Source organism: Rufibacter aurantiacus (genome assembly GCF_017916345.1).
Classification (GTDB): domain Bacteria; phylum Bacteroidota; class Bacteroidia; order Cytophagales; family Hymenobacteraceae; genus Nibribacter; species Nibribacter roseolus.
Genome location: NZ_JAFMSV010000001.1, coordinates 985,153 through 1,005,392, shown reverse-complemented (window position 1 = coordinate 1,005,392; position 20,240 = coordinate 985,153). Strand labels below are relative to the sequence as shown.

Sequence of the window (20,240 nt, the reverse complement as noted above, 5' to 3'; positions counted from 1 at the left end):
GAAGCAAAGTTATGAAGTTAAAAAAGCTTAAATCAGTTGGTCACAATACAGCAGCTTCTTATTTGAGTACATTAAGCCTTATAGGTGGAAAATACACTAGTACTGTTTTATATAGATTAGCCTTGAAAATGGGGTTTACTCATTTAGAGTTGGATGTTTTAAACAATACCATTTATCCTTCCATAGAGCACTCAGGCGTAAAAACCTCCTTGAGTCAACTTAAAGTGAGGTTTTTAGAAATCTTGTATAAAGAAGAAATCCATTTTGAGGCGGTAAAATCTTTTAAGATTAGTATAGACCTTTTAGGAAGTAGAGAAGATGTTGTAGATATTCGGTGTAAACCAATTATAGTTGATTGGAATGGCAAAGAGTACGAATGTGCTTCTGTCTATGAAAAGTACCCCGAACCCATATAAATAACTTTGCAACACTATACCGCATTACAACGCTATAGCACAACCATTTTGATGGAGAAGGGCAAGGTATTTAGGGTGATTTCCTCTCAAGAGGGAAAGTGAAACTGTTCATTAGTTAACCTGTTTGATTCTTAGCAAGAAACAAAAATCCTCATGGATACCACCCTTAAAAGAGCGCGAAGACAAGGGATTGCCTACGCAATCAGGGCAACGCTGGTCACCGAGGTGGCCATTGCCGTGCTCTTCTTCACCTTTATGCTGGCCGTGACCAGCTCCGCCCAGATGTTTTGGGACCTCGTCACGTACCTGGGAGCAGCCAACGTGACCATCTTTGTCTTCTCCAGCCTGCTGTTCGCTTTTTTGGTGGGCAGAAAGGCCGGCGTGAAAATCATGCTTCGGAAAAAGAAGTACGCCTGGGTGGGAGTCTTCTCCAGCCTGAAGGTGGTGCTGTTCTCCACGTTGATCTGCTGCCTCGCCGCGTTGCTTTTGCAGGCGGCTGCGGGTCCGGTGGAAAATGGCTGGCTCCTGAACTACATCATGAAGCCTTTTGCCTGGGTGGCCGTATTGTGCCTTATCCCGGTGTCCGTGGCCGGGCTGTGGTACGGCTACAAACTGAAAAGTAAACTGTAATTGTAATGACCAAACCCAAAGTCCTGATTCTGGTGGCGAGCGCTGCCCTTCTTTTTCTTATCCCCAAACTGCTGTCTGCCCAGATCACAGACAAAAACGGTATTGTTGCCAAAGGCGCCAAAGTGGAGAAACTGGGCGATGGCTACTCCTTCACCGAAGGGCCAGCGGCAGACCAAGAGGGCAACGTGTACTTCACAGATCAGCCCAATAACAAGATCTACAAATGGTCAGCGAGTACCGGGAAGATCAGCCTGTTCACCGATCAGGCCGGGCGGGCCAACGGGCTGTATTTTGACCAGAAAGGCAACCTCATCGCGGCTGCCGATATGGACAACCAGCTCTGGTCTTTTGATAAGGCCGGGAAGCCTACCGTACTGGTGAAGGAGTACAAAGGCAAGCTCCTCAACGGCCCCAATGACCTCTGGATTGCCCCTTCGGGTGCTATGTACCTCACCGATCCCTTGTACAAACGGGATTACTGGACCAGGACCCCCGAAAAGCAGCAGGCCGGGGAATACCTCTATTACCTGAGCCCTGACCGGAAGAAGTTCTATCCCGTAGACGAGACTCTGGTGAAACCCAACGGCATTGTAGGCACCCCCGATGGCAAAAAACTCTACGTGGCAGACATTGAAGCCGGCAAAACCTACGTCTACACTATCAACAAAGACGGCTCGCTCTCCGGCAGAAAGTTGTTCGTGGAAATGGGCTCAGATGGCATGACCATTGACAACCAGGGAAACGTGTACCTCACCGGCAAAGGCGTCACCGTGTTTGACAAAGAAGGCCGGCAGATTGCGCATATCCCCATCCAGGAGAACTGGACCGCCAATGTGGTGTTCGGCGGCAAAGACCGGTCCACGTTGTTTATCACGGCCATGGGATCGGTGTACGGGTTGAAAATGAAGGTGAAGGGAATCTAGTTATCTGCTGCTTAAACAGACTGCTGTTTTCGGGCCGTTTTGGTAAAAACAGCCCTAAAACGAAACCTTTAGCCCAGACTTACCCAAGAACCAAGTCTTGGCCCTGAAACAGAAAAGCCCGAACCTTGTTAGAATGGTTCGGGCTTTTCTGTTTTAGGGCCGATTTCATGAAAACAGCCCTAAAACAGGAAGGCAGCGGTGGCAGGGTTTTCAATCCTCGGGCAGAATATCTATCTTTTCTGAGGTACCAACTTCTGGCTTATGACAACCGCTTCCACCGCAGCCTTCCGTGCATTGATCACCAATCCTGTAAAGCTGAAGCTGTTTCTGCTCAGGAACCTGCCCATGGCGTATCTGGCGGGTATCAGAATCAAGCGTCTCACGGAAGGGGAAGCGCAGGTGACCATCGGGTACAAGTACCTGACCAAAAATCCGTTCCGGTCTATCTATTTCGCCTGCCTGAGCATGGCCGCCGAGATGGCCTCGGGGGTGTTGAGCATGATGTACCTGCACCACGCCCAGCCTTCAGTGTCTATGCTGGTGGTGGGTTTAGAGGCCGATTTCAGCAAAAAGGCCGTGGGCACCATCACCTTTACCTGCCAGGACGGGGAAGCCATTGCCGCTGCCGTGCGTACCGCCCAGACTACGGGGCCGGGGCAAAGCGTGCAGGCTCTGAGCATTGGAAGGGATGAACAGGGCGAGGAAGTAGCCCGTTTCCGGATTACCTGGTCCTACAAAGCCAGAAGCCCCAGGGCCTAGCTCTTCTTGCTCGTTTTCTTCAGGAATTCCTTGATGGTCTTCTGGAACTGGGCGTTCTGCTCCAGATAGATCACGTGACCGCCCGGCATAGAGGCCGAGGTCTGGTTCGGGAATTTGAAGCTTTTGTAGTGCTCCGGCCCGATGGAGAAATCCTGCTTCCCCGAGATCGCCAGCACGGGCATCTTCAGGTGGCGGGTCACCTCGGTGAAATCTTGGAAGTACTCGGGGTAGTTCATCCAAGCCTGCCCGAAGCTGTAGTTAGGCGGGCGTTTGGCGTCTTCCTCGTTCATTTTGCGCAGGCCCTCAGACGTGGTGTACATGAGCTGGTGGTATTTGTCCTTTTCGTTCAAAGCCTGGATCATCATCATAAAACGGTCAATCACGGGTTTGCTCTGGTCCAGGAAAGGAGCGGGGTTCTCGGGTTTCAGAATCTCCAGGCCTTTGTCTATCTGCACCTGCGCCGAGTAGTTCAGGTTTAAGGTGGCGTTCAGCAAAACCATGCGGGAAATGGTTTTGGGATGATAGTAGGCGTACTCGGTGGCCAGAATCCCGCCGAAGGAATGCGCCAGAACCGTCCATTGCTTAAAGCCCAGTTGCTGGCGCACCTCGTCAAAGTCCTGGACCGTGCGCTGCAGGCTGTAATTTCCCGTGGGCGCTTTCCCGGACCGGCCGCTGCCGCGTTGGTCTACATACACCATCTGTAGGGAATCTTCCAGGGTGTTGATGCCCAGCACCTCAAAAGAATGGCTCCAGGCACCGGGCCCGCCGTGGATGAACAGGCAGGGCCGTCCTTTGCCCGATACTTTCACATACAACTGGGTGCCGTCGCTCATGGTCAGGCGCATTTCTTTGGCATCATTAGCCCCCGCAGGAGCGCTCTGGGTCTGGGCCAGCACAGGGGAGAAACTGATTCCCAGGAGGAAAATCAGAATAAGGGATAAAGAAAGTTTCATGAAAAAGGCGATAGGTTGTGAATTTTGGGCAAAAATGAGAAATAAAATGAAAATTTAAAGGTTATTTAATACATAGGATTTTTTTGGAGCATGGTGCAACCCTAAGGCTTTTGCAAAGTCTTTAGAGTAGAAGTTTGGAACAGGAGAGAGCCGATAGGCTCAGCGAAAAGTGTTGGTGTTGTTCCGGGTTGCTGTTACTGAAATTACCGTCATGATGAGCATTAAAAGGTAACAATTTGGAGACGCTGGAATACACCGACGTTAACGCGCACGTGGTGGCCCGCTGTAAAGAGGGCGACCGCAAAGCGCAGTATGAACTGTACAAACTCTACAGTAAGTCCATGTTCAACGTGAGCATGCGCATTACCAATGACTATACCGAGGCCGAGGATGTCTTGCAGGAATCGTTTCTGAGCGCGTTCAGGGAACTGCATACATTCAAGGGAGACTCCACCTTCGGTAGTTGGTTAAAGCGCATTGTCATTAACAAGTCCATCACCAAGGTGCGCAGCCGGCGCCTGCAGGTGGTGCCCATGGAAGACCATCAGGACTTCGCCGATGAAGGCCCTGAGGTGGACCAGGAAGACCTGGAGTACAAAGTGGAAACCATCAAAAAGGCCATCCAGTCACTGCCGGACGGCTACCGCGTGGTGCTCACCCTGTACCTCCTGGAAGGATATGACCATGGCGAGATTGCCGATATTCTGAGCATCAGCGAGGCGACGTCTAAATCTCAGTACAGCCGGGCCCGCAAGAAACTGCTGAGCCTTATTGAGGAGCAGAAGTTTTACAGCTGAAATAATAAAAACAGCCCCTAAACGGGCAGACTTTAAATAAGAGTGCCATTAGTTAGAGAGTAAGAGTACAAAGAGCAACAGCCATGAAAGATAGATTAAAAGATTTTGTACAGGCCCACCGAGAAGAGTTTGACTCTTTTGCGCCCCGACCGGATCTGTGGCAGGACATTGCCGCAGAATTGCAGACCGAGGAGCAGAAACCAGTCATTCCCATTGAGAGAGAACAAGAGGCCAAAATAATTTCCATCAACTGGCACACCGCCTGGCGCTATGCCGCCGCCATTGCCCTGCTGGTGATGGTCGCCTTCTCGGCCCGCTATTACCTGAACGCCTCGCAGCCTTCAGAAGCCATTGCCACCACGCAACCGGTTCCGCTGGAGAAAATAGCCCCTGAGCTGCGCCAGATAGAAACCAAGTATGTGCGGGTGATTGAGAAGAAGAAATCTGAGCTGAAGGCCATGGGGGCCGGCCAGGTACGGTTCGCAGAGCTGGACTCAGCGTACAATGAGCTCAAGAAAGAACTCTACACCACGCCCAACAAAGAAGTGCTTCTGCAGGCCATGAGCGATAACCTAAAAATGAGGATCGCGCTGCTGAACCAACAACTGGAAGTACTTGAAAGCAGAAGTAACGTTAAAACTCAAGCGCGTCATGAAACAACCAATATCTAAACTGTTACCTCTTTTCTGCTTTTGCCTTGCGCTTGGGACCGCCCAGGGGCAGACCTCGCGTGTGTCTGCGTCCTGCAAAGAAGTTTTGAAAGAGGAGACAAGGGTGGAGGTGGCCCCGCAGGTGCAGCAGGCCCTAGCCGCTCTGCAGGCTCCCGAGGTATTGGCCACCCTGGCCCAGGTTTCTCCCTGTGAGGTGAAATTAGAGCTTGAGCACCTGTCGCTGCCTTCTATCCACCTGAACCAGGTGCTGATAGACACGCCGCAGATCCCAACCGAGCAGCCTGGGCCAGAACAGCCCACCCCAGACTTGCAGGGAGCCTATGCCCACACCAAGATCAAGAAAGTGGAACGCTCCTTTAAGGTAGACCGCTCAGACAAGCTCAACATTGAAAACCAGTTTGGCCGAGTAGATGTGCAGACCTGGAACAGAAACGAGATTGCCGTGGAAGTGACTGTAGTGGCCCGTGCCATGACCGAGGAAAAAGCCCAGGAGATCCTGAACAAGATCAACATCAGGGTGAACGAGGATCTTGGCAACAACCTGGTGTCTTTTGTGACGGAGCGGGAGCCCATGCAGATCAGGACCAGCAGCGAGAAAGCCTTTGAGATCAATTACCTGGTGAAAATGCCCAGAGCCAACCCACTGCGTATCGCCAATAAATACGGCCTTGTGCAGATGCCCGACTTTGACGGCCCCACCGACCTTGAGGTGCAGTACGGCAAGCTCACCACCGGCAGCCTCAACAACCCTAAGAACCGGATCACGGTGGCCTACAGCGGCGGCGAGTGCATGCTGGGCTACGTGAAAGGCGGCGACCTGCTGTTCAAGTACTCTCACATGCGCTTGATGGGCGCCGATGACATCAACACCGTCACCGCTTACAGCAGCATCACCATTGACAAGGTAGACATGCTCACCATGGCCAGCCGCTATGATTCCCGCTTCCACATTGGTAGCGCCGGGCAGATCACCGGTACCGGCAGTTATTCTGGCATCAAAATAGGGAGCTTGCGTGAATCAGCCAGCCTCAACGTGAAGTACTGCTCGGGCTTCGAGATCAACAACGTGTCATCTAACTTCCGGAAACTGGAACTGACGGGTGGCTACACCGGCATGGCCCTGGGCTTCGCCGATAACTCGGCCTTCAACTTTGAGGTAGACACCCAATACGGCAACTTCAAGGTAGATCAGGATCTGGCTAACTTCAGCCTCAAGGAAGTGCGCAACACCTCCAGCACCTACAAAGGCAAATACGGGAAGTCGGCCTCGCCCAAAGGCACGGTGAGCGTCACCAGCAGATACGGCAGCATTGCCTTCAACTAAAAGCACCAGCATTTTATCATGGGGAGAGCGGACCTACCAAGGTCCGCTTCTTTTTTGCCCTGTTTTTAGCTTATTTTAGGAAAACAGGCCTCAAAACAGAAAGACCATGGACAAGACAATACCTGCAATAGTAAACGCCTCCCAAGCCCCCGAACCGGTAGGCCTGTACCCGCACGCGCGGAAGGTAGGCAACCTGTTGTTCCTCTCAGGAGTGGGACCCCGCGAGAAAGGCGTGAAACAGATCCCGGGTGTGACCCTGGACGAGGCCGGCAACATCACCAGCTATGACATAGAGGCCCAGTGCCACTCGGTATTCAAGAACGTGCGCACCATTCTGGAAGAGGCCGGCTCCGCCTGGGAGAACCTGGTAGATGTGACCGTGTTCCTCACCAACATGAAAGCTGATTTCCAGACCTACAACCGCATCTATGCCCAGTATTTCCAGAACTGCCAGCCCTGCCGCACCACGGTAGAGGTAAACGCGCTGCCCACCTCCATTGCCATAGAACTCAAGTGCATCGCTACTATTTAGGGGTTTCTGTTTTCAATTCGATTTTCGGAAAACAGCCCTGAAATGATACCACTGCAAACGCTGGCGCGAGCCTCCGGCTCGTGTCCACACGTATACTCACCTTTGTCATCCTGAAAGAATCTTGTGGGCGAACGGTAAAGGCGGTACATCACTGCTTTTCTAGTTCGCCCACAAGATTCTTTCAGGATGACAGTAGAGAGGGAGGCGGCCTTTGGATGCCAGGAACCGCCAAGGCTCTAATGAACAGGAATTCTTTGGGCTGTTAAAGACTATGGGTGTGAAATAGAAGCCTACCTTGTTGCTAATAAGTATTTTTTGGCGGGCAATAACTCGGCTGTTTTATCTTTCTAGAAGTAGGATATTTGTTTTCAAACCAGTTTCTAAAAAACGGCCTTGAAACAATATATACTGGAAGCAGTTTCCTATTTTGCCTGAGTAGTTAGGCGCGGGCCTAACCGCAGGACAGAACCTGTAGCGGGTTCTTTGATGATTTGAAGTAGTTCTTGATGATACAAAATTCCCCAGAAGCGTTGTTCACCCAGCGTGAGCAACACTTTTTAGCCGCCGAGGAGCGGCAGGCTACCAAATACCGATGGGTTGGGTGGCTCAGGCTGTCTTTTTTCGTAGGCTCAGTGCTGGGCTGCGTAGTGTTATTTTACTACGGGCACAACGGGGCCGGGCTTGGCCTGCTCATTGGCGGGTACTTCATCTTCGCGGCGCTCATTTACTGGCACAACAAAATTGAATACGCCCGCAAGCACCAACTTTACCTGGGCCTCATTAACAGAAAGGAAAACGAACGCCTGCGAGGCGAACTCACCGATTTCCCAGCGGGTGAGGAGTTTCAGGAACCCAACCACTTCTACACCGCCGACCTGGACGTTTTCGGGGGAAATTCGCTTTTTCAGCTTCTGAACAGGGCCGTGACGCGTTTGGGGCAGCAACGCCTGGCCGAGTGGCTCAAAGCGCCGGCCCCGGCCGAGGAGATCAAAGCGCGGCAGGAAGCAGTGGCCGAGCTTCAGCCTGATCTGGAGTGGCGCCAGAACCTGCAGGCCCGGGCCATGCACCACCACCGCAAAACCCAGCAATTGCCCCAACCTTTCCTGCAGTGGCTCAAGAGCCCCGATTTTTTCTCCGGTAAACCCTGGCTGGTGGTCTTGACGTTCCTGTTGCCCTTGCTCACCATCGCCGCCGCCGTTTACTGGGCGCAGGACCACTCGCATTATCCGTTCATAGCCCTGGTAGTGGTTCAGTTTCTGGTGGCCTACCGGTTCCAGCGCCAGCGCGATGAGTATTATGAGGAGAGCACCGGTATGTATGAGACTCTACGCAGCTACACAGACCTGTTGGTGCATATTGAAGGCCGCAGTTTTCAAAGCAAAAAGGCCCAAGCTCTGCAGCAGCAACTCAAGATTGGCGAACAGCAGGCCTCGGAGCACGTGCGCAAGCTGGCTTCCATTATCCAGTTTCTCTCGGCGCGGCTCAATACTTACCTTAACTTTATCTTGAACCACATGCTCATGTGGGATTTCATCTGGATGTGGCGCCTGGAGCGCTGGAAGAAAACCATGTCTGGTAACATAGGGCAGGTGCTTGATGCCGCCGCCGAGTTTGAGGCGCTTTCCAGCCTGGCTGCATTCCAATACGCCAACCCAGGATTCGCCGTTCCCCAGATCAGTGGCCAGCCTTTTGAGTTCTGCGCCGATGAACTGAGTCATCCGCTAATCTTCAGTCCGGACCGCCGGGCCAACAGCATTTCCTTTAAGGGTGCCGGCAACACGGTGCTGATCACAGGTTCCAACATGTCTGGCAAGAGTACGTTTCTGCGGGCGGTGGGCGTGAACATGGTGCTGGCCTTCACCGGCGCAGCCGTTTGCGCGAGAAAGGTGACGGTTTTCCCCGGCCAGGTGTACACCAGCATGCGCACCGAGGACAACCTGGCGGAGAATACCTCTTCTTTCTACGCCGAGCTCAAGCGCCTTAAAATCCTGCTGGACCTCACGCGCACCAACCGACCGGTGTACTTCTTCCTGGACGAGATCCTGAAAGGCACCAATTCCCATGACCGCCACCAGGGGGCAATGGCCTTGATCAGGCAATTGCACCAACGGCAAGCGGCAGGCTTTGTGTCTACCCATGACCTGGAACTGGGCAATATGGAGCAGGAACTGCCGGGCTCGGTACAGAACTTCAGTTTCAACAGCTATTTTGAGGACGGACAACTGCGGTTCGACTATACCCTGCGGCCCGGTATTTGCCAGAGCTTCAACGCCAGCCAACTCATGCGCCAGATGGGTATTGAGTTATAGTTTACAGGCCATTTAGAGGAAATCAGGGCTAAAACAAGTAATCGCTTTTCTGCTTCTGAAGTGTGGAAGGCAGATGGCTGCCCAGAAGAAAAGGATTCTGCCCGGAAGGAGAAATCTTAAACTTGGGGTAACAGTTTTGAAATCCTGCCGGTTACCTTTGCGTACAGTAGTTTTGAACTGAAACCCTCATTCTTTTTCTTTACCCATGCGTGTAGTAGCTGATATTCCTCACCCCGACATCAAGATTACCTTATTGGCCTGGAACGGGAAGTACTTACTTAAACTGGAGTTAGGCCCCTTTGAGCAAACCTATAAAGTAAGTGAGATGGAGGTAACGGGCGGCGATGAGGAAGTGAAAACCTGGTTAGACGAGCCCTTCCTGCAGGGCAGTATTGAATTATTCCTTTCCATGCGGAAGAACCTGCATGAGGCCCGCCGCCGACATGAATAATTGGAATATTCTTCGTACTTCTACGCTATTTTTAGCGGAAACCAAGGAAAATGCGTTGCAGAGTTTGCATTTACCAAACCCTTCCGCTAAATTCAACAACAGACAGACAACGACTTAGGTATGATTTTCAACCCAAGCGCCACTAAGTAGCGTTTAGTCCCCCTTGCGCCATGAAGATAGGATTCAGCAAACATATCAAGATCTCCTATCGGGCGGATATGCAAACGGTCATTATCCGTTGGCAGCAGCCTGTCACTTTCACTGAGTTCAAAATGAATTGCCTGGCCATTCTCTCCACGGCCAAAGAGCATGAGGCATGCTCCTGGCTGCTTGACTGCCGCTCCAAAGGCGACATGTCACAGAAGGAAAGCGATTGGCTCAGTTTTGAGTTTTACCCCAAGGTATTGGAACAGGTCTCCTCCCACGTGTTGGTGGCCTGGCTTTTAGCCCCGCGCCAGATGCAGCGCCTGCAGGAAGGGGCCGCCTTGTCAGCGATCACCTCAAACTCCTCTGATGTGTGCCGTAAAGCCTTCCTCACCGAGAACGAGGCCGTAAAATGGCTGGAGGAATCGGTGGCGCAGATGGTGCACCGCAATCATCCCCGGCAGTAAGGCTTTGCTCATTTAGGGGCGGTTTTTTGAAAATCTTGCTCTTTCACCAAGGAAATAAGGATATTTCTGCCTGTGGCTGGGCTATACGTTTAAGCCTTCTCTAAAAAGATTATGTCCAGGAGATATCTGCGGGCAGAAGTCTCCTGGACACAACTTATTTCACCACTAATTCTGACTATTTAATTAATCAGCGAAGGAGGGATAGAGGGTCATGCCGCCGTCTACGTACAAGGTGGCACCAGTAATGTAATCCGCTTCATCAGACACCAGCCAAGCCGCTACCCGCGCAATATCGTCTGGCTCGCCAATGCGGCCATACGGTATCTGCGAGAGCATCTTCTGTTCGCCTTCCTTGCTTTCCCATTCCTCACGGTTAATATCGGTTTTAATGGCTCCTGGCGAGATACTGTTCACTCTAATCTGTTGCGGTGCCAGTTCCTGGGCCAGCGTTTTCATCATCATGGCCACGCCCCCTTTAGAGGTGGCATAGTTCACGTGGCCCGCCCACGGGATAATGTCATGCACGGAGCTCACGAAAATGATTTTACCGGCTGCCTTGGAAACCTCTTTTCTAATGCCTTGGGCGATGAATTCACGGGCCGCAGCCCGGGCGCAGAGAAAAGGCCCCGTCAAGTTGGTGCCTATCACCTTGTGCCACTCTTCCATGGTCATGTCCACCAAGGCGGCGTCTTTCTGGATACCGGCATTGTTCACCAGGATATCTATGGTCCCGAAGGTGTCTTTAGCAGTTTTGAACATGGCTTCCACCTCCTGCTCCTGCGAGACATCGGCTTTCACCAGGATCGCTTTTCCACCCACGGCCTCAATCTGGTCTTTAGTGGCCTGGGCACCTTCCTCGTCTGAGTGATAGTTCACCACCACGCTGGCGCCGTGCTGACCCAACCTGATGGCAATACCCTGCCCAATTCCGGAACTGGCCCCGGTAACTATCGCAACCTGGTTCTGTAAACGTTTCTGACTTGTTTCTTCCATAGCTGAGTTTTTGAGTTGTGCCTTATCAGATACTACGGCTTATGGGTAAATGTTGTCTTTGCTTGGGTTACCGGAAAGGGAAGAGTCGATAATAGAGGAAGTACCGCATTGGAGGTTTTACATATTGGCAGGCCTATAACTCCTTCCTTGGGTTTAAATGTGTATTTCTGTTTCAGGCATATTTTGAGAAAAACGGGTATGAAACCCTTTGCTTAAACTCTTCGGTTTATTTCGGCAACTCCAGCCATCTATCATGTTTTTCTCTATTCTCTGGAAAATTTATTTCCCTCTTGGTTTCGCAAAATTTCTTGCCTTTTAAGCGCGAAAAAGCTTCGGTTAGAAATGCATTCTCCAAAAAAGAAGAAAGAACCTTTGAAATCTAGATAGAATTTTCTCATTAAGGAAAATTTGAATATTACTGTTCTTCTTTGCAGAAAATGCCGCACTTTGTTTCTTTGGCTGTGATTCTTAAATTGATTTTCAGAATTATTTAGGAAGTACATAGTTTAAGAATCCATGCAGACCTTGATGCCCCTGATGTTTGCCTCCCTGGTGGGAATGGGCCACGCGTTTGAGGCAGACCACCTCATTGCCGTGGGTAACATTGTCTCCAAGCGCGACAGCTGGCTCTTGGCCATGAAAGACGGCTTGTTCTGGGGCCTGGGCCATACCACCACTATTGTGCTGCTGGGCTCCCTTATCATCCTGAGCCAGGTTATTTTCCTGCACTCCACCAAATATGAAGCCGGTTTCGGGTATTTCGAGGCCGGAGTTGGGCTGATGCTCGTGATCATGGGCATCAGCCGACTGACGAACAAGCAGAACTTCTCCCGATCCAGAACCCCGCGCTACCAACACAGCTACGCGTACACTGTAGGTCTGATCCACGGCTTGGCCGGAAGCGGAGCCTTGGTGATTTCCATTATGGGCAAAATTGAGAATCCGTGGTTGGGCGTGGCGTACCTGGTCATGTTTGGGCTGGGCTCCATTCTGGGCATGTTTGTGGCCGCCGGCCTGGTGAACATCCCCTTCACCCAGCGCATGAAAATAGGCCGAAGCGTACGGATGGGTATGGTGGTGGTGTCCTCGGTGCTGTGCGTGGCCTACGGCGGCTGGATGATGTACGAAAACCTGATTCTGTAACTCCATGGCTGTTTTCTTCCCTTTTTTTCAATTATACCCCATAAATGAAGCCTACCGTCAGCATAGAATATTGCCCCAAATGCGGCTGGATGCTGCGCGCCGCCTACATGGCCCAGGAACTGCTCACCACCTTCACCGACGATGTGAAAGGCGTGCTCCTGGAACCCAGCGAAACCAGCGGCTCTTACATCATCCGGATCAATGACCAGGTGATCTTCGACCGGAAAACCGCTGGACGCTTTCCCGAGATCAAAGAACTCAAGCAACTGGTCCGCGATCAGGTGAACCCCGAGAAAAGCCTCGGCCACTCAGATAAAAAATAACAAACTCAGGACTCAGAACCCAAGACTCAGAACTACCGCAAATGCATCTTTCGCCCAAAGACATAGACAAATTGGTGCTGCACAACGCCGGTTTCGTGGCCCAGAAACGCTACGCCCGCGGCCTGCGGCTCAATTACCCCGAGGCGGTGGCCCTCATAGCCACGCAGTTGCTGGAGTTTATCCGGGACGGCGAGCGCGTGGCCACGCTCATGGACAAAGGCAAAAAGCTCTTGGGCTTCGCCGATGTCATGGAGGGCGTGGCCGAGCTGATCCACGAGGTTCAGGTGGAAGGCACTTTCCCCGATGGCACCAAACTGGTGACCGTGCACCATCCCATCTGCCGCGAGCAAGTCGCTCCTGAACTGGCCCTGTACGGCTCCGGGCTCACCAAAACCGCGCAAACCACCCCGCCAGATACGCTCATCCAACCCAATCCCGGCGAGTACCTGTTGGGAGAAGACAAACTCACGCTCAACCAGGACCGCGCTACGGTTGAGGTGGAAGTCACCAACATGGGCGACCGTCCGGTACAGGTGGGTTCCCATTACCCGTTCTTCGAAACCAACGCCCTTTTGCAATTCGACCGCGAAAAAGCCTACGGATTCCGCCTCAACATTCCGGCCGGTACGGCCGTGCGCTTTGAGCCCGGCGAGCGGAAACGGGTGACCTTGGTGGAACTCTCAGGCGAAAGAATCAGCTACGGCGGCAATAACCTGGTAGACGGGCAACTCAGCGAAGCCGGCAAAGTAGCAGCCATTCAGAAAGCCGAAAAACAGCAGTTCTTAAGCCAGAAGTAACGCCCGTTTTCCACCCAAGTCAAGAAAAAGAGGCCGAAAACAAAAAACTGTAAAGACTTCAAGACCTCAAAGGTTTGAGCCTGAAAAGCTCCAAAGACCTCGTAGCGTCCGGAGGACCTGCGAGCGTCTGCGCAAACTCGTTTCAAGCCAGTTTTCTAAATCGCCTTTAAAACAATCAGCAACTAACAATCAATGATATGAGCCTTCCCCTTGACCGCCGCGCCTACGCTGAGATGTACGGACCCACCGTGGGCGACCGCGTTCGCCTCGGAGACACCGATCTGGTGATCCAGGTAGAAAAGGACTATGCCGTCTACGGCGAGGAATGCAAGTTCGGGGGCGGGAAGGTGCTCCGCGACGGAATGGGACAGGCAGCCGGGATCGGGCAGGCCGAGGCGCTGGACCTTATCATCACCAACGCCCTGGTCCTGGATTACACCGGGATTTACAAAGCGGATATCGGGGTGAAGAACGGGCGCATCTCCGGCATCGGGAAAGGCGGTAATCCGCACATCATGCCGGGTGTCACCCCGGGAATGGTGGTGGGGGTGACCACGGAGGTTGTGGCCGGAGAGGGGCTGATTCTCACGGCGGGCGGCATTGACTGCCACATCCACTTCATCAGTCCGCAGCAGATAAACGAGGCGCTGGCCTCGGGCGTGACCACCATGGTGGGTGGCGGCACCGGTCCGGCGGCGGGCACGACGGCCACTACCTGTACGCCCGGCGAGTTCTACATCAGGATGATGATGCAGGCCACGGAAGCCTATCCGCTGAACTTCGGGTTTCTGGGCAAAGGCAACTCGTCCAAGCCTGAGGGGCTGATTGAACAGGTGGAAGCCGGCGCGCTGGGTTTCAAACTCCACGAGGACTGGGGCACCACGCCCGCAGCCATCGATACGTGCCTTTCCATTGCCGAGCAGTACGACGTGCAAGTCTGCATCCACACCGATACTTTGAACGAGAGCGGTTTCGTGGAGACCTCCACGGCGGCGTTCAAGGGCCGCACCATCCACGCGTACCACACCGAGGGCGCGGGCGGCGGACACGCCCCGGACATCATCAAGATCTGCGGTGAACCCAACGTGATTCCGTCCAGCACCAATCCCACGCGCCCGTTCACGGTGAATACCATTGACGAGCACTTAGACATGCTCATGGTCTGCCATCACCTGGACAAGAACATCCCCGAGGATGTGGCCTTCGCCGAGAGCCGCATCCGGGGAGAGACCATCGCCGCGGAGGATATCCTGCATGACCTGGGCGCCCTGTCCATCATCTCTTCGGACTCGCAGGCCATGGGCCGCGTGGGCGAAGTAATCACCCGCACCTGGCAGACGGCCCATAAGATGAAACAGCAACGCGGCCTGCTGCCCGAAGACACCGGCAAAGTCATGGAAGTTGATAACTTTCGGGCGAAGCGCTACGTGGCCAAATACACCATCAATCCGGCCAGGGCGCACGGCTTCTCCGAGGAAATTGGCTCCATAGAACTGGGCAAGCTGGCGGATCTGGTACTCTGGAAACCCGCCTTCTTCGGTTCCCGGACCGAGATGATCATCAAAGGCGGTATCATCGTGCAATCTCAGATGGGCGATGCTAATGCGTCCATCCCCACGCCGCAACCCGTTCTGTCAAGACCGATGTTCGGCTCCTTCGGCAAGGCCATTGGGCAGACATCTATGGTGTTTGTCTCGCAGGCCTCTCAGGACTTTGTACAGCAGCATTACGGTTTGCAGAAGCAGGTGGTGGCCGTGAAAGGTTGCCGCAGCGTCACCAAAAAAGACATGGCCCTGAACGATTACCTGCCTAACATTGGGGTAGACCCCGAGACCTACAAAGTCACCGTGGACGGCGTGCACCTTACCTGCGAACCCGCCGAGAAACTGCCCTTGACCCAGCTGTACAACCTGTTTTAGTTAATTAGGAATTTAGAATTGGAAGAAAAGGATTGTAGAGACCAGGCACTATTTTGTCTCTACAATGCCTGATCTATTATTCCTGATCCAATACATTTCAGGCCAGTTTTCACTAAAACGGCACCAAAATAGAACCACCGTCTAATATCTAACATCTATCCTTTAGCGTCTTACAAATGAAATTCGCCCGGCTGCTGCATCTTGTGGATTCCTCCATTCCTACCGGCTCGTTTGCATATTCTTACGGGCTGGAGAGCAGCATCACGTTTGGACTCATCAAAGACCGGTTGGGGCTGCGGCATTACCTGTACTCATACCTGCAGCAGGTGGTGGGCATGGAGATCCCGTTTCTGAACTCGTGCTTCCATCTGCCAATGCCTGATCTGAACCATGCTCTCCAGACCGTTGCCGAAGAATACGATGCCATGATGCTAGTGCCCACCATCCGGAAGGCGAGTGTGGTGCAGGGGAAAAACTGGGTGAAGCTGCTGGAATCTTTCTACCCGGCCTCTGGCATGCAGCAGGTAAGGCGGTGGTTTGAGGAACAGGACCTATCCACGCATTTCGTGCTGGTGTTCGCGCTGTGCCTGAAGCGGGTGGAGTTTACTTTGTATGATCTGCAGACCATGTACCTGCACATGGCGCTTCGGGATCAGGTGAGCGCCGCCATCCGGCTGGGATTCATCGGACCTATGGAGGGGCATAAACTGCAGCACGATTTTTACTCGATTTTCGAAAATCTGCTCCAAAACCAAACAAACACAGAGTACACCCAAGCCACCAGATCGGCTTTCATGCTGGATACCGCCCAGGTCCTGCAGGAAGATATTTATTCCAAACTGTTCCAGAATTAAATTACTCACTCATTCACTCAACCACCCATTCACTCATTATCCTATGCCTTTTGTAGATAAACTAGCGCTGCTGCTGCACGGACACACCCACGAGTTCTATGAATCACCGGGTAATTTTGACGAACGCGAGACCCGCAAACTGCCGCCGTACCGCAATTTCCGGAAGCGGGCGTTCACGGTGGGCATCGGCGGACCGGTAGGCACCGGCAAAACCGCCTTGCTCAAAGCCTTGTGCGAGCGCCTGCGCAACGACTACCAACTGGGTGTGGTCACCAACGACATCTTCACCCGTGAAGATGCCGAGTTCCTCATCCGGAACAGTGCCCTCTCCGCCGACCGTATTGTGGGCGTGGAAACCGGCGGTTGTCCGCATGCCGCTATTAGGGAGGATATTTCCCTGAACATGGATGCGCTGGAGGGCCTCATGGCCAAGTTCAATAACCAGATTGACCTCTTATTCGTGGAAAGCGGCGGCGATAACCTGGCGGCCCACTTCAGCCGGGAGCTGGTAGACTATTCCATCTATGTGATTGATGTCTCGGGCGGCGACAAGATTCCGCGCAAGGGTGGGCCGGGCATCACGCAGTCAGACCTGCTGGTGATCAACAAAATTGACATCGCGGCTCTGGTGCGCGCCGATTTAGGCGTAATGGAGCGCGACTCTCTCAAGATGCGGGGCGATGGTCCGTTTGTGTTTGCCCGCGCGCTGGATGGCTACAACCTGGATGTGATTATCAACCATATTTTCCAGGCGAAGGCAAAAGCGCTCGAGTCGGTGCGGGAAGACAGACGATAGGTTGGCGCGTCTGGCAATTAAAAATTACCTGCGGCTCCGGTAGTTTTCTATAGTCTTAACGAAAGGTTGTTTTAGGCCTGTTATCAGAAAATCGGATTGAAAACAGGGTTGCTTTGTGGTTAATACTTTCGCTCCAGCGGATTGTACCCGAAGAACTCTTCCTGGCTCAAGGTTTCCAGCAGATGTTGGCAAAGCGGCTCCAGGTCCTGGCGGGTCTTGCCCATGGCCCGGAGTACGTAGACACCTTCTTTCGCCTCTGACACGGAAAGCACGTAGTCTTGCTCAGTCATGTTGAAGTCCAGGCCGGTGCTGCCCGGCATCTTCAGTTCCTGCATCGCTTGGGCGAGTTGGCGGAGCCGGCTGTTCTCCGGTGAGCCCACCAGATAGGCCGAGAACATGGTTTGGTATGCGTCAAAGTTGGCAGGGGAGGAGGCGATGTGTTCCTCCGGCGCGAACCCGAATCGGTCCAGCAATACCAGTCTGTTTCCCACGCTTACCTTCAGTTCTGAGGAAAACGCCTCAAAAACGAACTGCTCGCCCTGGTCCATGCGGCCGGAGTGAAACCAATCCACCACCAACAGCACCGCCGAGGGGTGCAGGTGCCAGTGCTGCGTCTGTTTGTAGCGGCTTTTCTCCTGCGGCACCACGGGGTCTGGGAACGAGACGGCCAATCCGTTTTCGCCCACGTGCGCGTTGAAATGCTGCTCAGCATCGGCCTGATCTGTGCTCTTGAAGATCTTGGTATTGGCCTGGGTGCTCAGGAAAAGCCGGGCGTGTGCGCCGCAGGTAATCCGCAGGTTAATCTGGTCGCCGGAGACCATGCCGCCCCCGTAGCTGGACAGTACCACGTGGCAGCTGTCATAGAAAGAGCCGGGGTTCAGGATTTTCAGCGGTTGCAGGTTCTTGCTGGAAATAAGCCGTGACTTGCCGTTGACCAGGGCCACTTCTACCTCGCTCCAGTGAGTTGTATTCTCCATCAATTTTGTTTTCGGCTTCAAAATAGAGAAGAATCGGCAGAAAGCCGCTCGCTCTCATTGGTAAGATTTGTCTGACTGTGTTTTGAAGCCGTTTTTCCAAAACGGGCACCAAACAGGGGCACCTCTGTGGAATCATTTGCTTGCGCCTGTATTGCGTTAAGGGCTATCATTAAATAGAATATCCTCTATACAGGAAATCCAGTATAAGGCTATGAGATAGAACGGCCGTGGATTTGCCCTCTGCCAATTGAAACTTCTACAGATAGACTTATGCTTCATATAAAGGAACTTACCCTTAACATACCGGAAACCACTAAACCAAGGGTGGTCATCATTGGCGGCGGATTTGGTGGCGTGAATCTTGTCAGGGGATTGCCTGGGAAAGATTTCCAGGTGGTGTTGTTTGACCGGCAGAACTACCACGGGTTCTGGCCCTTGCTGTACCAGGTAGCCACGGCAGGTCTGGAGCCAGATGCCATTGCCGAGCCGCTCCGGAAGATGTTTGACGAGGATTACGAGGACTTCCACTTCCGGCAGGTGAAAGTGACCGGGGTGAACCCGGCTACCAAGACCGTCACTACCCTGGTGGGGGAATTACGGTATGATTTCCTGGTCATCGCCACGGGTACCAAATCCAACTATTTTGGGAACGAGCAGATCAAGAAGTTCTCTTTCCCGCTGAAGCAGATCCCCGATGCCCTGAATCTTAGAAGCCAGATGCTGCAGGCCTTTGAGCAGGCCAATATGATCAAAGACCCCGATGTGCGGCAAAGCCTGCTCAATTTCGTGATTGTGGGCGGTGGGCCAACTGGCGTGGAGCTGGCAGGCGCTTTGGCCGAGATGCGGAAACACATCCTGCCCGGCGATTACCCGGGGCTTGACTTCAGCCAGATGAACATTGTACTGGTAGAAGGCCTGGACCGCGTGTTGCCGCCCATGTCGCCTAAATCAAGCCAGGTTACGCGGGAGTACCTGGAGAAAGCCGGCATCATTGTGAAGCTGAACACCCTGGTAGAATCTTATGACGGCCAAACGGTGACGTTCAAGGGGGGCGAAACCATCAAAACCCAGACTCTGATCTGGGCCGCTGGCGTATCCGGAGCCCAGATAGGCGGCCTTCCGCCGGAGGCCAGTGAACGTGGGCGCTACCTGGTGAATCCATTTAACCAGATCATTGGCTTCCCAGATATCTTCGCCATTGGCGATGTGGCAGCCATGAAGACCGAGAAATGGCCCAAAGGACACCCTGGCGTGGCGCAGCCTGCCATCCAGCAAGGGCAGCATTTGGCCAAGAATCTGCGCCGCATGATCAGGAATGAGCAGCTCGTTCCTTTCGAGTATTTTGATAAAGGATCACTCGCCATCATCGGGCGTAACCGGGCGGTGGCCGATCTGCCCAAGGATATGCACCTGAAAGGCTTTCTAGCCTGGATGGCCTGGCTCTTCGTGCACATCTATTACCTGATTGGGTTCCGGAACAAACTGGTGGTGCTGGCCAACTGGGTTTACAAGTTCTTTACCTTTGAAAATGGTAACCGGTTGATTATCAGGCCATTTATTAGGAAAGAGGATGTGGCAGGGCAGGAGTTTGTGCGCCGGCAGGCCGATCTTGATTAGACTCTAACGATTTAATAACTGGTACTGAGGCCTGCGTAAGCAGGCCTCTTTCTTTGTATGAAGGGAGGTAGTCTGAAGCCGGATGAGGACTATTGCTGGAAAGTCATACCAAATGGCTTTCCCATAAAATTCTGTTTATAAAAACATCACTTAAGAACTGGAGAGAAGGGACTGTGTTTTCCTTATGCCTCCTTTTCTTGGTAGGTAGTAAAATCATGCCTTATTGAGGATAATGCGGGTTTTGGGTCAGTATAAATGTCATTATTTTCATTAATAAATTACTTACTATTAGGTATTATCCATTAATTTATAAAAATTAGTAAATAATATTTTGGATGCTATTAATTTTGCACTATATTAGATGAAGAAAATTATATAAGGCTAAAAAGAGAGGTAAAAGTACCTGCATGAAAAATGCAGGGCTTGTATAGGAAAAGCTAGATAT

21 protein-coding genes are annotated in these 20,240 nt (G+C 52.7%); 18 read left to right on the top strand and 3 right to left on the bottom strand.

The window, feature by feature from the left end; all coding sequences use genetic code 11:
- Positions 1 to 11: 11 nt before the first annotated feature.
- The 4 genes from J3P34_RS04080 (at position 12) to J3P34_RS04065 (ending at position 2,728) form a co-directional block, all read left to right on the top strand.
- Entirely contained in the window at positions 12 to 416 is a 405-nt protein-coding gene (locus tag J3P34_RS04080; RefSeq protein WP_210466525.1) for a hypothetical protein, read from the top strand.
- A 153-nt stretch (positions 417 to 569) separates the two neighbouring features.
- Entirely contained in the window at positions 570 to 1,046 is a 477-nt protein-coding gene (locus tag J3P34_RS04075; RefSeq protein WP_210486528.1) for a hypothetical protein, read from the top strand.
- A gap of 5 nt (positions 1,047 to 1,051) precedes the next feature.
- Positions 1,052 to 1,969: an SMP-30/gluconolactonase/LRE family protein gene (locus J3P34_RS04070; protein ID WP_210486527.1), complete on the top strand. Its 918-nt coding sequence runs from the start codon at positions 1,052 to 1,054 to the stop codon at positions 1,967 to 1,969.
- Between the two features lie 261 nt (positions 1,970 to 2,230).
- On the top strand, positions 2,231 to 2,728 hold the full coding sequence (locus tag J3P34_RS04065) for a DUF4442 domain-containing protein (protein WP_210486526.1): 498 nt from the start codon (positions 2,231 to 2,233) through the stop codon (positions 2,726 to 2,728).
- Here the strand turns inward: J3P34_RS04065 and J3P34_RS04060 are convergent.
- On the bottom strand, positions 2,725 to 3,681 hold the full coding sequence (locus J3P34_RS04060; protein ID WP_210486525.1) for an alpha/beta fold hydrolase: 957 nt from the start codon (positions 3,679 to 3,681) through the stop codon (positions 2,725 to 2,727). The genes J3P34_RS04065 and J3P34_RS04060 overlap by 4 nt on opposite strands.
- Positions 3,682 to 3,917: 236 nt before the next feature.
- On the opposite strand from J3P34_RS04060, the gene J3P34_RS04055 reads away from it, so the two are divergent.
- The 7 genes from J3P34_RS04055 to J3P34_RS04025 all read left to right on the top strand — a co-directional run bounded on the left by J3P34_RS04055 (position 3,918) and on the right by J3P34_RS04025 (position 10,376).
- Positions 3,918 to 4,478: an RNA polymerase sigma factor gene (locus J3P34_RS04055; RefSeq protein WP_210486524.1), complete on the top strand. Its 561-nt coding sequence runs from the start codon at positions 3,918 to 3,920 to the stop codon at positions 4,476 to 4,478.
- Positions 4,479 to 4,561: 83 nt separating this feature from the next.
- Positions 4,562 to 5,149 (top strand): anti-sigma factor, encoded by a 588-nt coding sequence (locus J3P34_RS04050; RefSeq protein ID WP_210486523.1) that lies wholly within the window; start codon positions 4,562 to 4,564, stop codon positions 5,147 to 5,149.
- Positions 5,130 to 6,473 (top strand): hypothetical protein, encoded by a 1,344-nt coding sequence (locus J3P34_RS04045; RefSeq protein ID WP_210486522.1) that lies wholly within the window; start codon positions 5,130 to 5,132, stop codon positions 6,471 to 6,473. The genes J3P34_RS04050 and J3P34_RS04045 overlap by 20 nt, the downstream gene beginning before the upstream one ends.
- A gap of 106 nt (positions 6,474 to 6,579) precedes the next feature.
- Positions 6,580 to 7,005, top strand: a complete 426-nt coding sequence (locus J3P34_RS04040; RefSeq protein WP_210486521.1) for a RidA family protein — start codon at positions 6,580 to 6,582, stop codon at positions 7,003 to 7,005.
- 506 nt (positions 7,006 to 7,511) lie between these two features.
- A complete protein-coding gene (locus J3P34_RS04035) occupies positions 7,512 to 9,314 on the top strand; it encodes a MutS-related protein (protein ID WP_210486520.1) in 1,803 nt (600 codons plus the stop codon).
- Between the two features lie 205 nt (positions 9,315 to 9,519).
- Positions 9,520 to 9,765 (top strand): hypothetical protein, encoded by a 246-nt coding sequence (locus tag J3P34_RS04030; protein WP_210466515.1) that lies wholly within the window; start codon positions 9,520 to 9,522, stop codon positions 9,763 to 9,765.
- Positions 9,766 to 9,935: 170 nt separating this feature from the next.
- A complete protein-coding gene (locus J3P34_RS04025) occupies positions 9,936 to 10,376 on the top strand; it encodes a hypothetical protein (RefSeq protein ID WP_210486519.1) in 441 nt (146 codons plus the stop codon).
- Positions 10,377 to 10,559: 183 nt separating this feature from the next.
- Here the strand turns inward: J3P34_RS04025 and J3P34_RS04020 are convergent, their stop codons facing one another.
- A complete protein-coding gene (locus J3P34_RS04020) occupies positions 10,560 to 11,369 on the bottom strand; it encodes an SDR family oxidoreductase (RefSeq protein ID WP_210486518.1) in 810 nt (269 codons plus the stop codon).
- Between the two features lie 516 nt (positions 11,370 to 11,885).
- Here J3P34_RS04020 and J3P34_RS04015 point away from each other — a divergent pair.
- The 6 genes from J3P34_RS04015 (at position 11,886) to ureG (ending at position 17,201) form a co-directional block, all read left to right on the top strand.
- Complete coding sequence (locus J3P34_RS04015; RefSeq protein WP_210486517.1) at positions 11,886 to 12,512, top strand: urease accessory protein; 627 nt, start codon at positions 11,886 to 11,888, stop codon at positions 12,510 to 12,512.
- Between the two features lie 44 nt (positions 12,513 to 12,556).
- Positions 12,557 to 12,835: an Rdx family protein gene (locus J3P34_RS04010; protein ID WP_210486516.1), complete on the top strand. Its 279-nt coding sequence runs from the start codon at positions 12,557 to 12,559 to the stop codon at positions 12,833 to 12,835.
- A 41-nt stretch (positions 12,836 to 12,876) separates the two neighbouring features.
- Complete coding sequence (locus J3P34_RS04005; RefSeq protein ID WP_210486515.1) at positions 12,877 to 13,632, top strand: urease subunit beta; 756 nt, start codon at positions 12,877 to 12,879, stop codon at positions 13,630 to 13,632.
- Between the two features lie 197 nt (positions 13,633 to 13,829).
- Positions 13,830 to 15,551: an urease subunit alpha gene (gene ureC, locus J3P34_RS04000; RefSeq protein WP_210486514.1), complete on the top strand. Its 1,722-nt coding sequence runs from the start codon at positions 13,830 to 13,832 to the stop codon at positions 15,549 to 15,551.
- Positions 15,552 to 15,727: 176 nt separating this feature from the next.
- Positions 15,728 to 16,405 carry an urease accessory protein UreF gene (locus tag J3P34_RS03995; protein WP_210486512.1) on the top strand — a complete coding sequence of 226 codons (678 nt, stop codon included), beginning with the start codon at positions 15,728 to 15,730 and terminating at the stop codon, positions 16,403 to 16,405.
- 43 nt (positions 16,406 to 16,448) lie between these two features.
- Positions 16,449 to 17,201, top strand: a complete 753-nt coding sequence (gene ureG / locus J3P34_RS03990) for an urease accessory protein UreG (protein ID WP_210486511.1) — start codon at positions 16,449 to 16,451, stop codon at positions 17,199 to 17,201.
- Positions 17,202 to 17,320: 119 nt separating this feature from the next.
- Here ureG and J3P34_RS03985 read toward each other — a convergent pair whose 3' ends face one another.
- Complete coding sequence (locus J3P34_RS03985) at positions 17,321 to 18,178, bottom strand: urease accessory protein UreD (RefSeq protein WP_210486510.1); 858 nt, start codon at positions 18,176 to 18,178, stop codon at positions 17,321 to 17,323.
- Positions 18,179 to 18,448: 270 nt separating this feature from the next.
- On the opposite strand from J3P34_RS03985, the gene J3P34_RS03980 reads away from it, so the two are divergent.
- A complete protein-coding gene (locus J3P34_RS03980; RefSeq protein WP_210486509.1) occupies positions 18,449 to 19,795 on the top strand; it encodes an NAD(P)/FAD-dependent oxidoreductase in 1,347 nt (448 codons plus the stop codon).
- The last annotated feature ends 445 nt before the right edge of the window (positions 19,796 to 20,240 follow it).

Coding starts and splice junctions, on each gene's coding strand:
- J3P34_RS04080 (WP_210466525.1), top strand. CDS start 12: ATGAAGTTAAAAAAGCTTAAATCAGTTGGTCACAATACAGCAGCTTCT.
- J3P34_RS04075 (WP_210486528.1), top strand. CDS start 570: ATGGATACCACCCTTAAAAGAGCGCGAAGACAAGGGATTGCCTACGCA.
- J3P34_RS04070 (WP_210486527.1), top strand. CDS start 1,052: ATGACCAAACCCAAAGTCCTGATTCTGGTGGCGAGCGCTGCCCTTCTT.
- J3P34_RS04065 (WP_210486526.1), top strand. CDS start 2,231: ATGACAACCGCTTCCACCGCAGCCTTCCGTGCATTGATCACCAATCCT.
- J3P34_RS04060 (WP_210486525.1), bottom strand. CDS start 3,681: ATGAAACTTTCTTTATCCCTTATTCTGATTTTCCTCCTGGGAATCAGT.
- J3P34_RS04050 (WP_210486523.1), top strand. CDS start 4,562: ATGAAAGATAGATTAAAAGATTTTGTACAGGCCCACCGAGAAGAGTTT.
- J3P34_RS04045 (WP_210486522.1), top strand. CDS start 5,130: ATGAAACAACCAATATCTAAACTGTTACCTCTTTTCTGCTTTTGCCTT.
- J3P34_RS04040 (WP_210486521.1), top strand. CDS start 6,580: ATGGACAAGACAATACCTGCAATAGTAAACGCCTCCCAAGCCCCCGAA.
- J3P34_RS04035 (WP_210486520.1), top strand. CDS start 7,512: ATGATACAAAATTCCCCAGAAGCGTTGTTCACCCAGCGTGAGCAACAC.
- J3P34_RS04030 (WP_210466515.1), top strand. CDS start 9,520: ATGCGTGTAGTAGCTGATATTCCTCACCCCGACATCAAGATTACCTTA.
- J3P34_RS04025 (WP_210486519.1), top strand. CDS start 9,936: ATGAAGATAGGATTCAGCAAACATATCAAGATCTCCTATCGGGCGGAT.
- J3P34_RS04020 (WP_210486518.1), bottom strand. CDS start 11,369: ATGGAAGAAACAAGTCAGAAACGTTTACAGAACCAGGTTGCGATAGTT.
- J3P34_RS04015 (WP_210486517.1), top strand. CDS start 11,886: ATGCAGACCTTGATGCCCCTGATGTTTGCCTCCCTGGTGGGAATGGGC.
- J3P34_RS04010 (WP_210486516.1), top strand. CDS start 12,557: ATGAAGCCTACCGTCAGCATAGAATATTGCCCCAAATGCGGCTGGATG.
- J3P34_RS04005 (WP_210486515.1), top strand. CDS start 12,877: ATGCATCTTTCGCCCAAAGACATAGACAAATTGGTGCTGCACAACGCC.
- ureC (WP_210486514.1), top strand. CDS start 13,830: ATGAGCCTTCCCCTTGACCGCCGCGCCTACGCTGAGATGTACGGACCC.
- J3P34_RS03995 (WP_210486512.1), top strand. CDS start 15,728: ATGAAATTCGCCCGGCTGCTGCATCTTGTGGATTCCTCCATTCCTACC.
- ureG (WP_210486511.1), top strand. CDS start 16,449: ATGCCTTTTGTAGATAAACTAGCGCTGCTGCTGCACGGACACACCCAC.
- J3P34_RS03985 (WP_210486510.1), bottom strand. CDS start 18,178: ATGGAGAATACAACTCACTGGAGCGAGGTAGAAGTGGCCCTGGTCAAC.
- J3P34_RS03980 (WP_210486509.1), top strand. CDS start 18,449: ATGCTTCATATAAAGGAACTTACCCTTAACATACCGGAAACCACTAAA.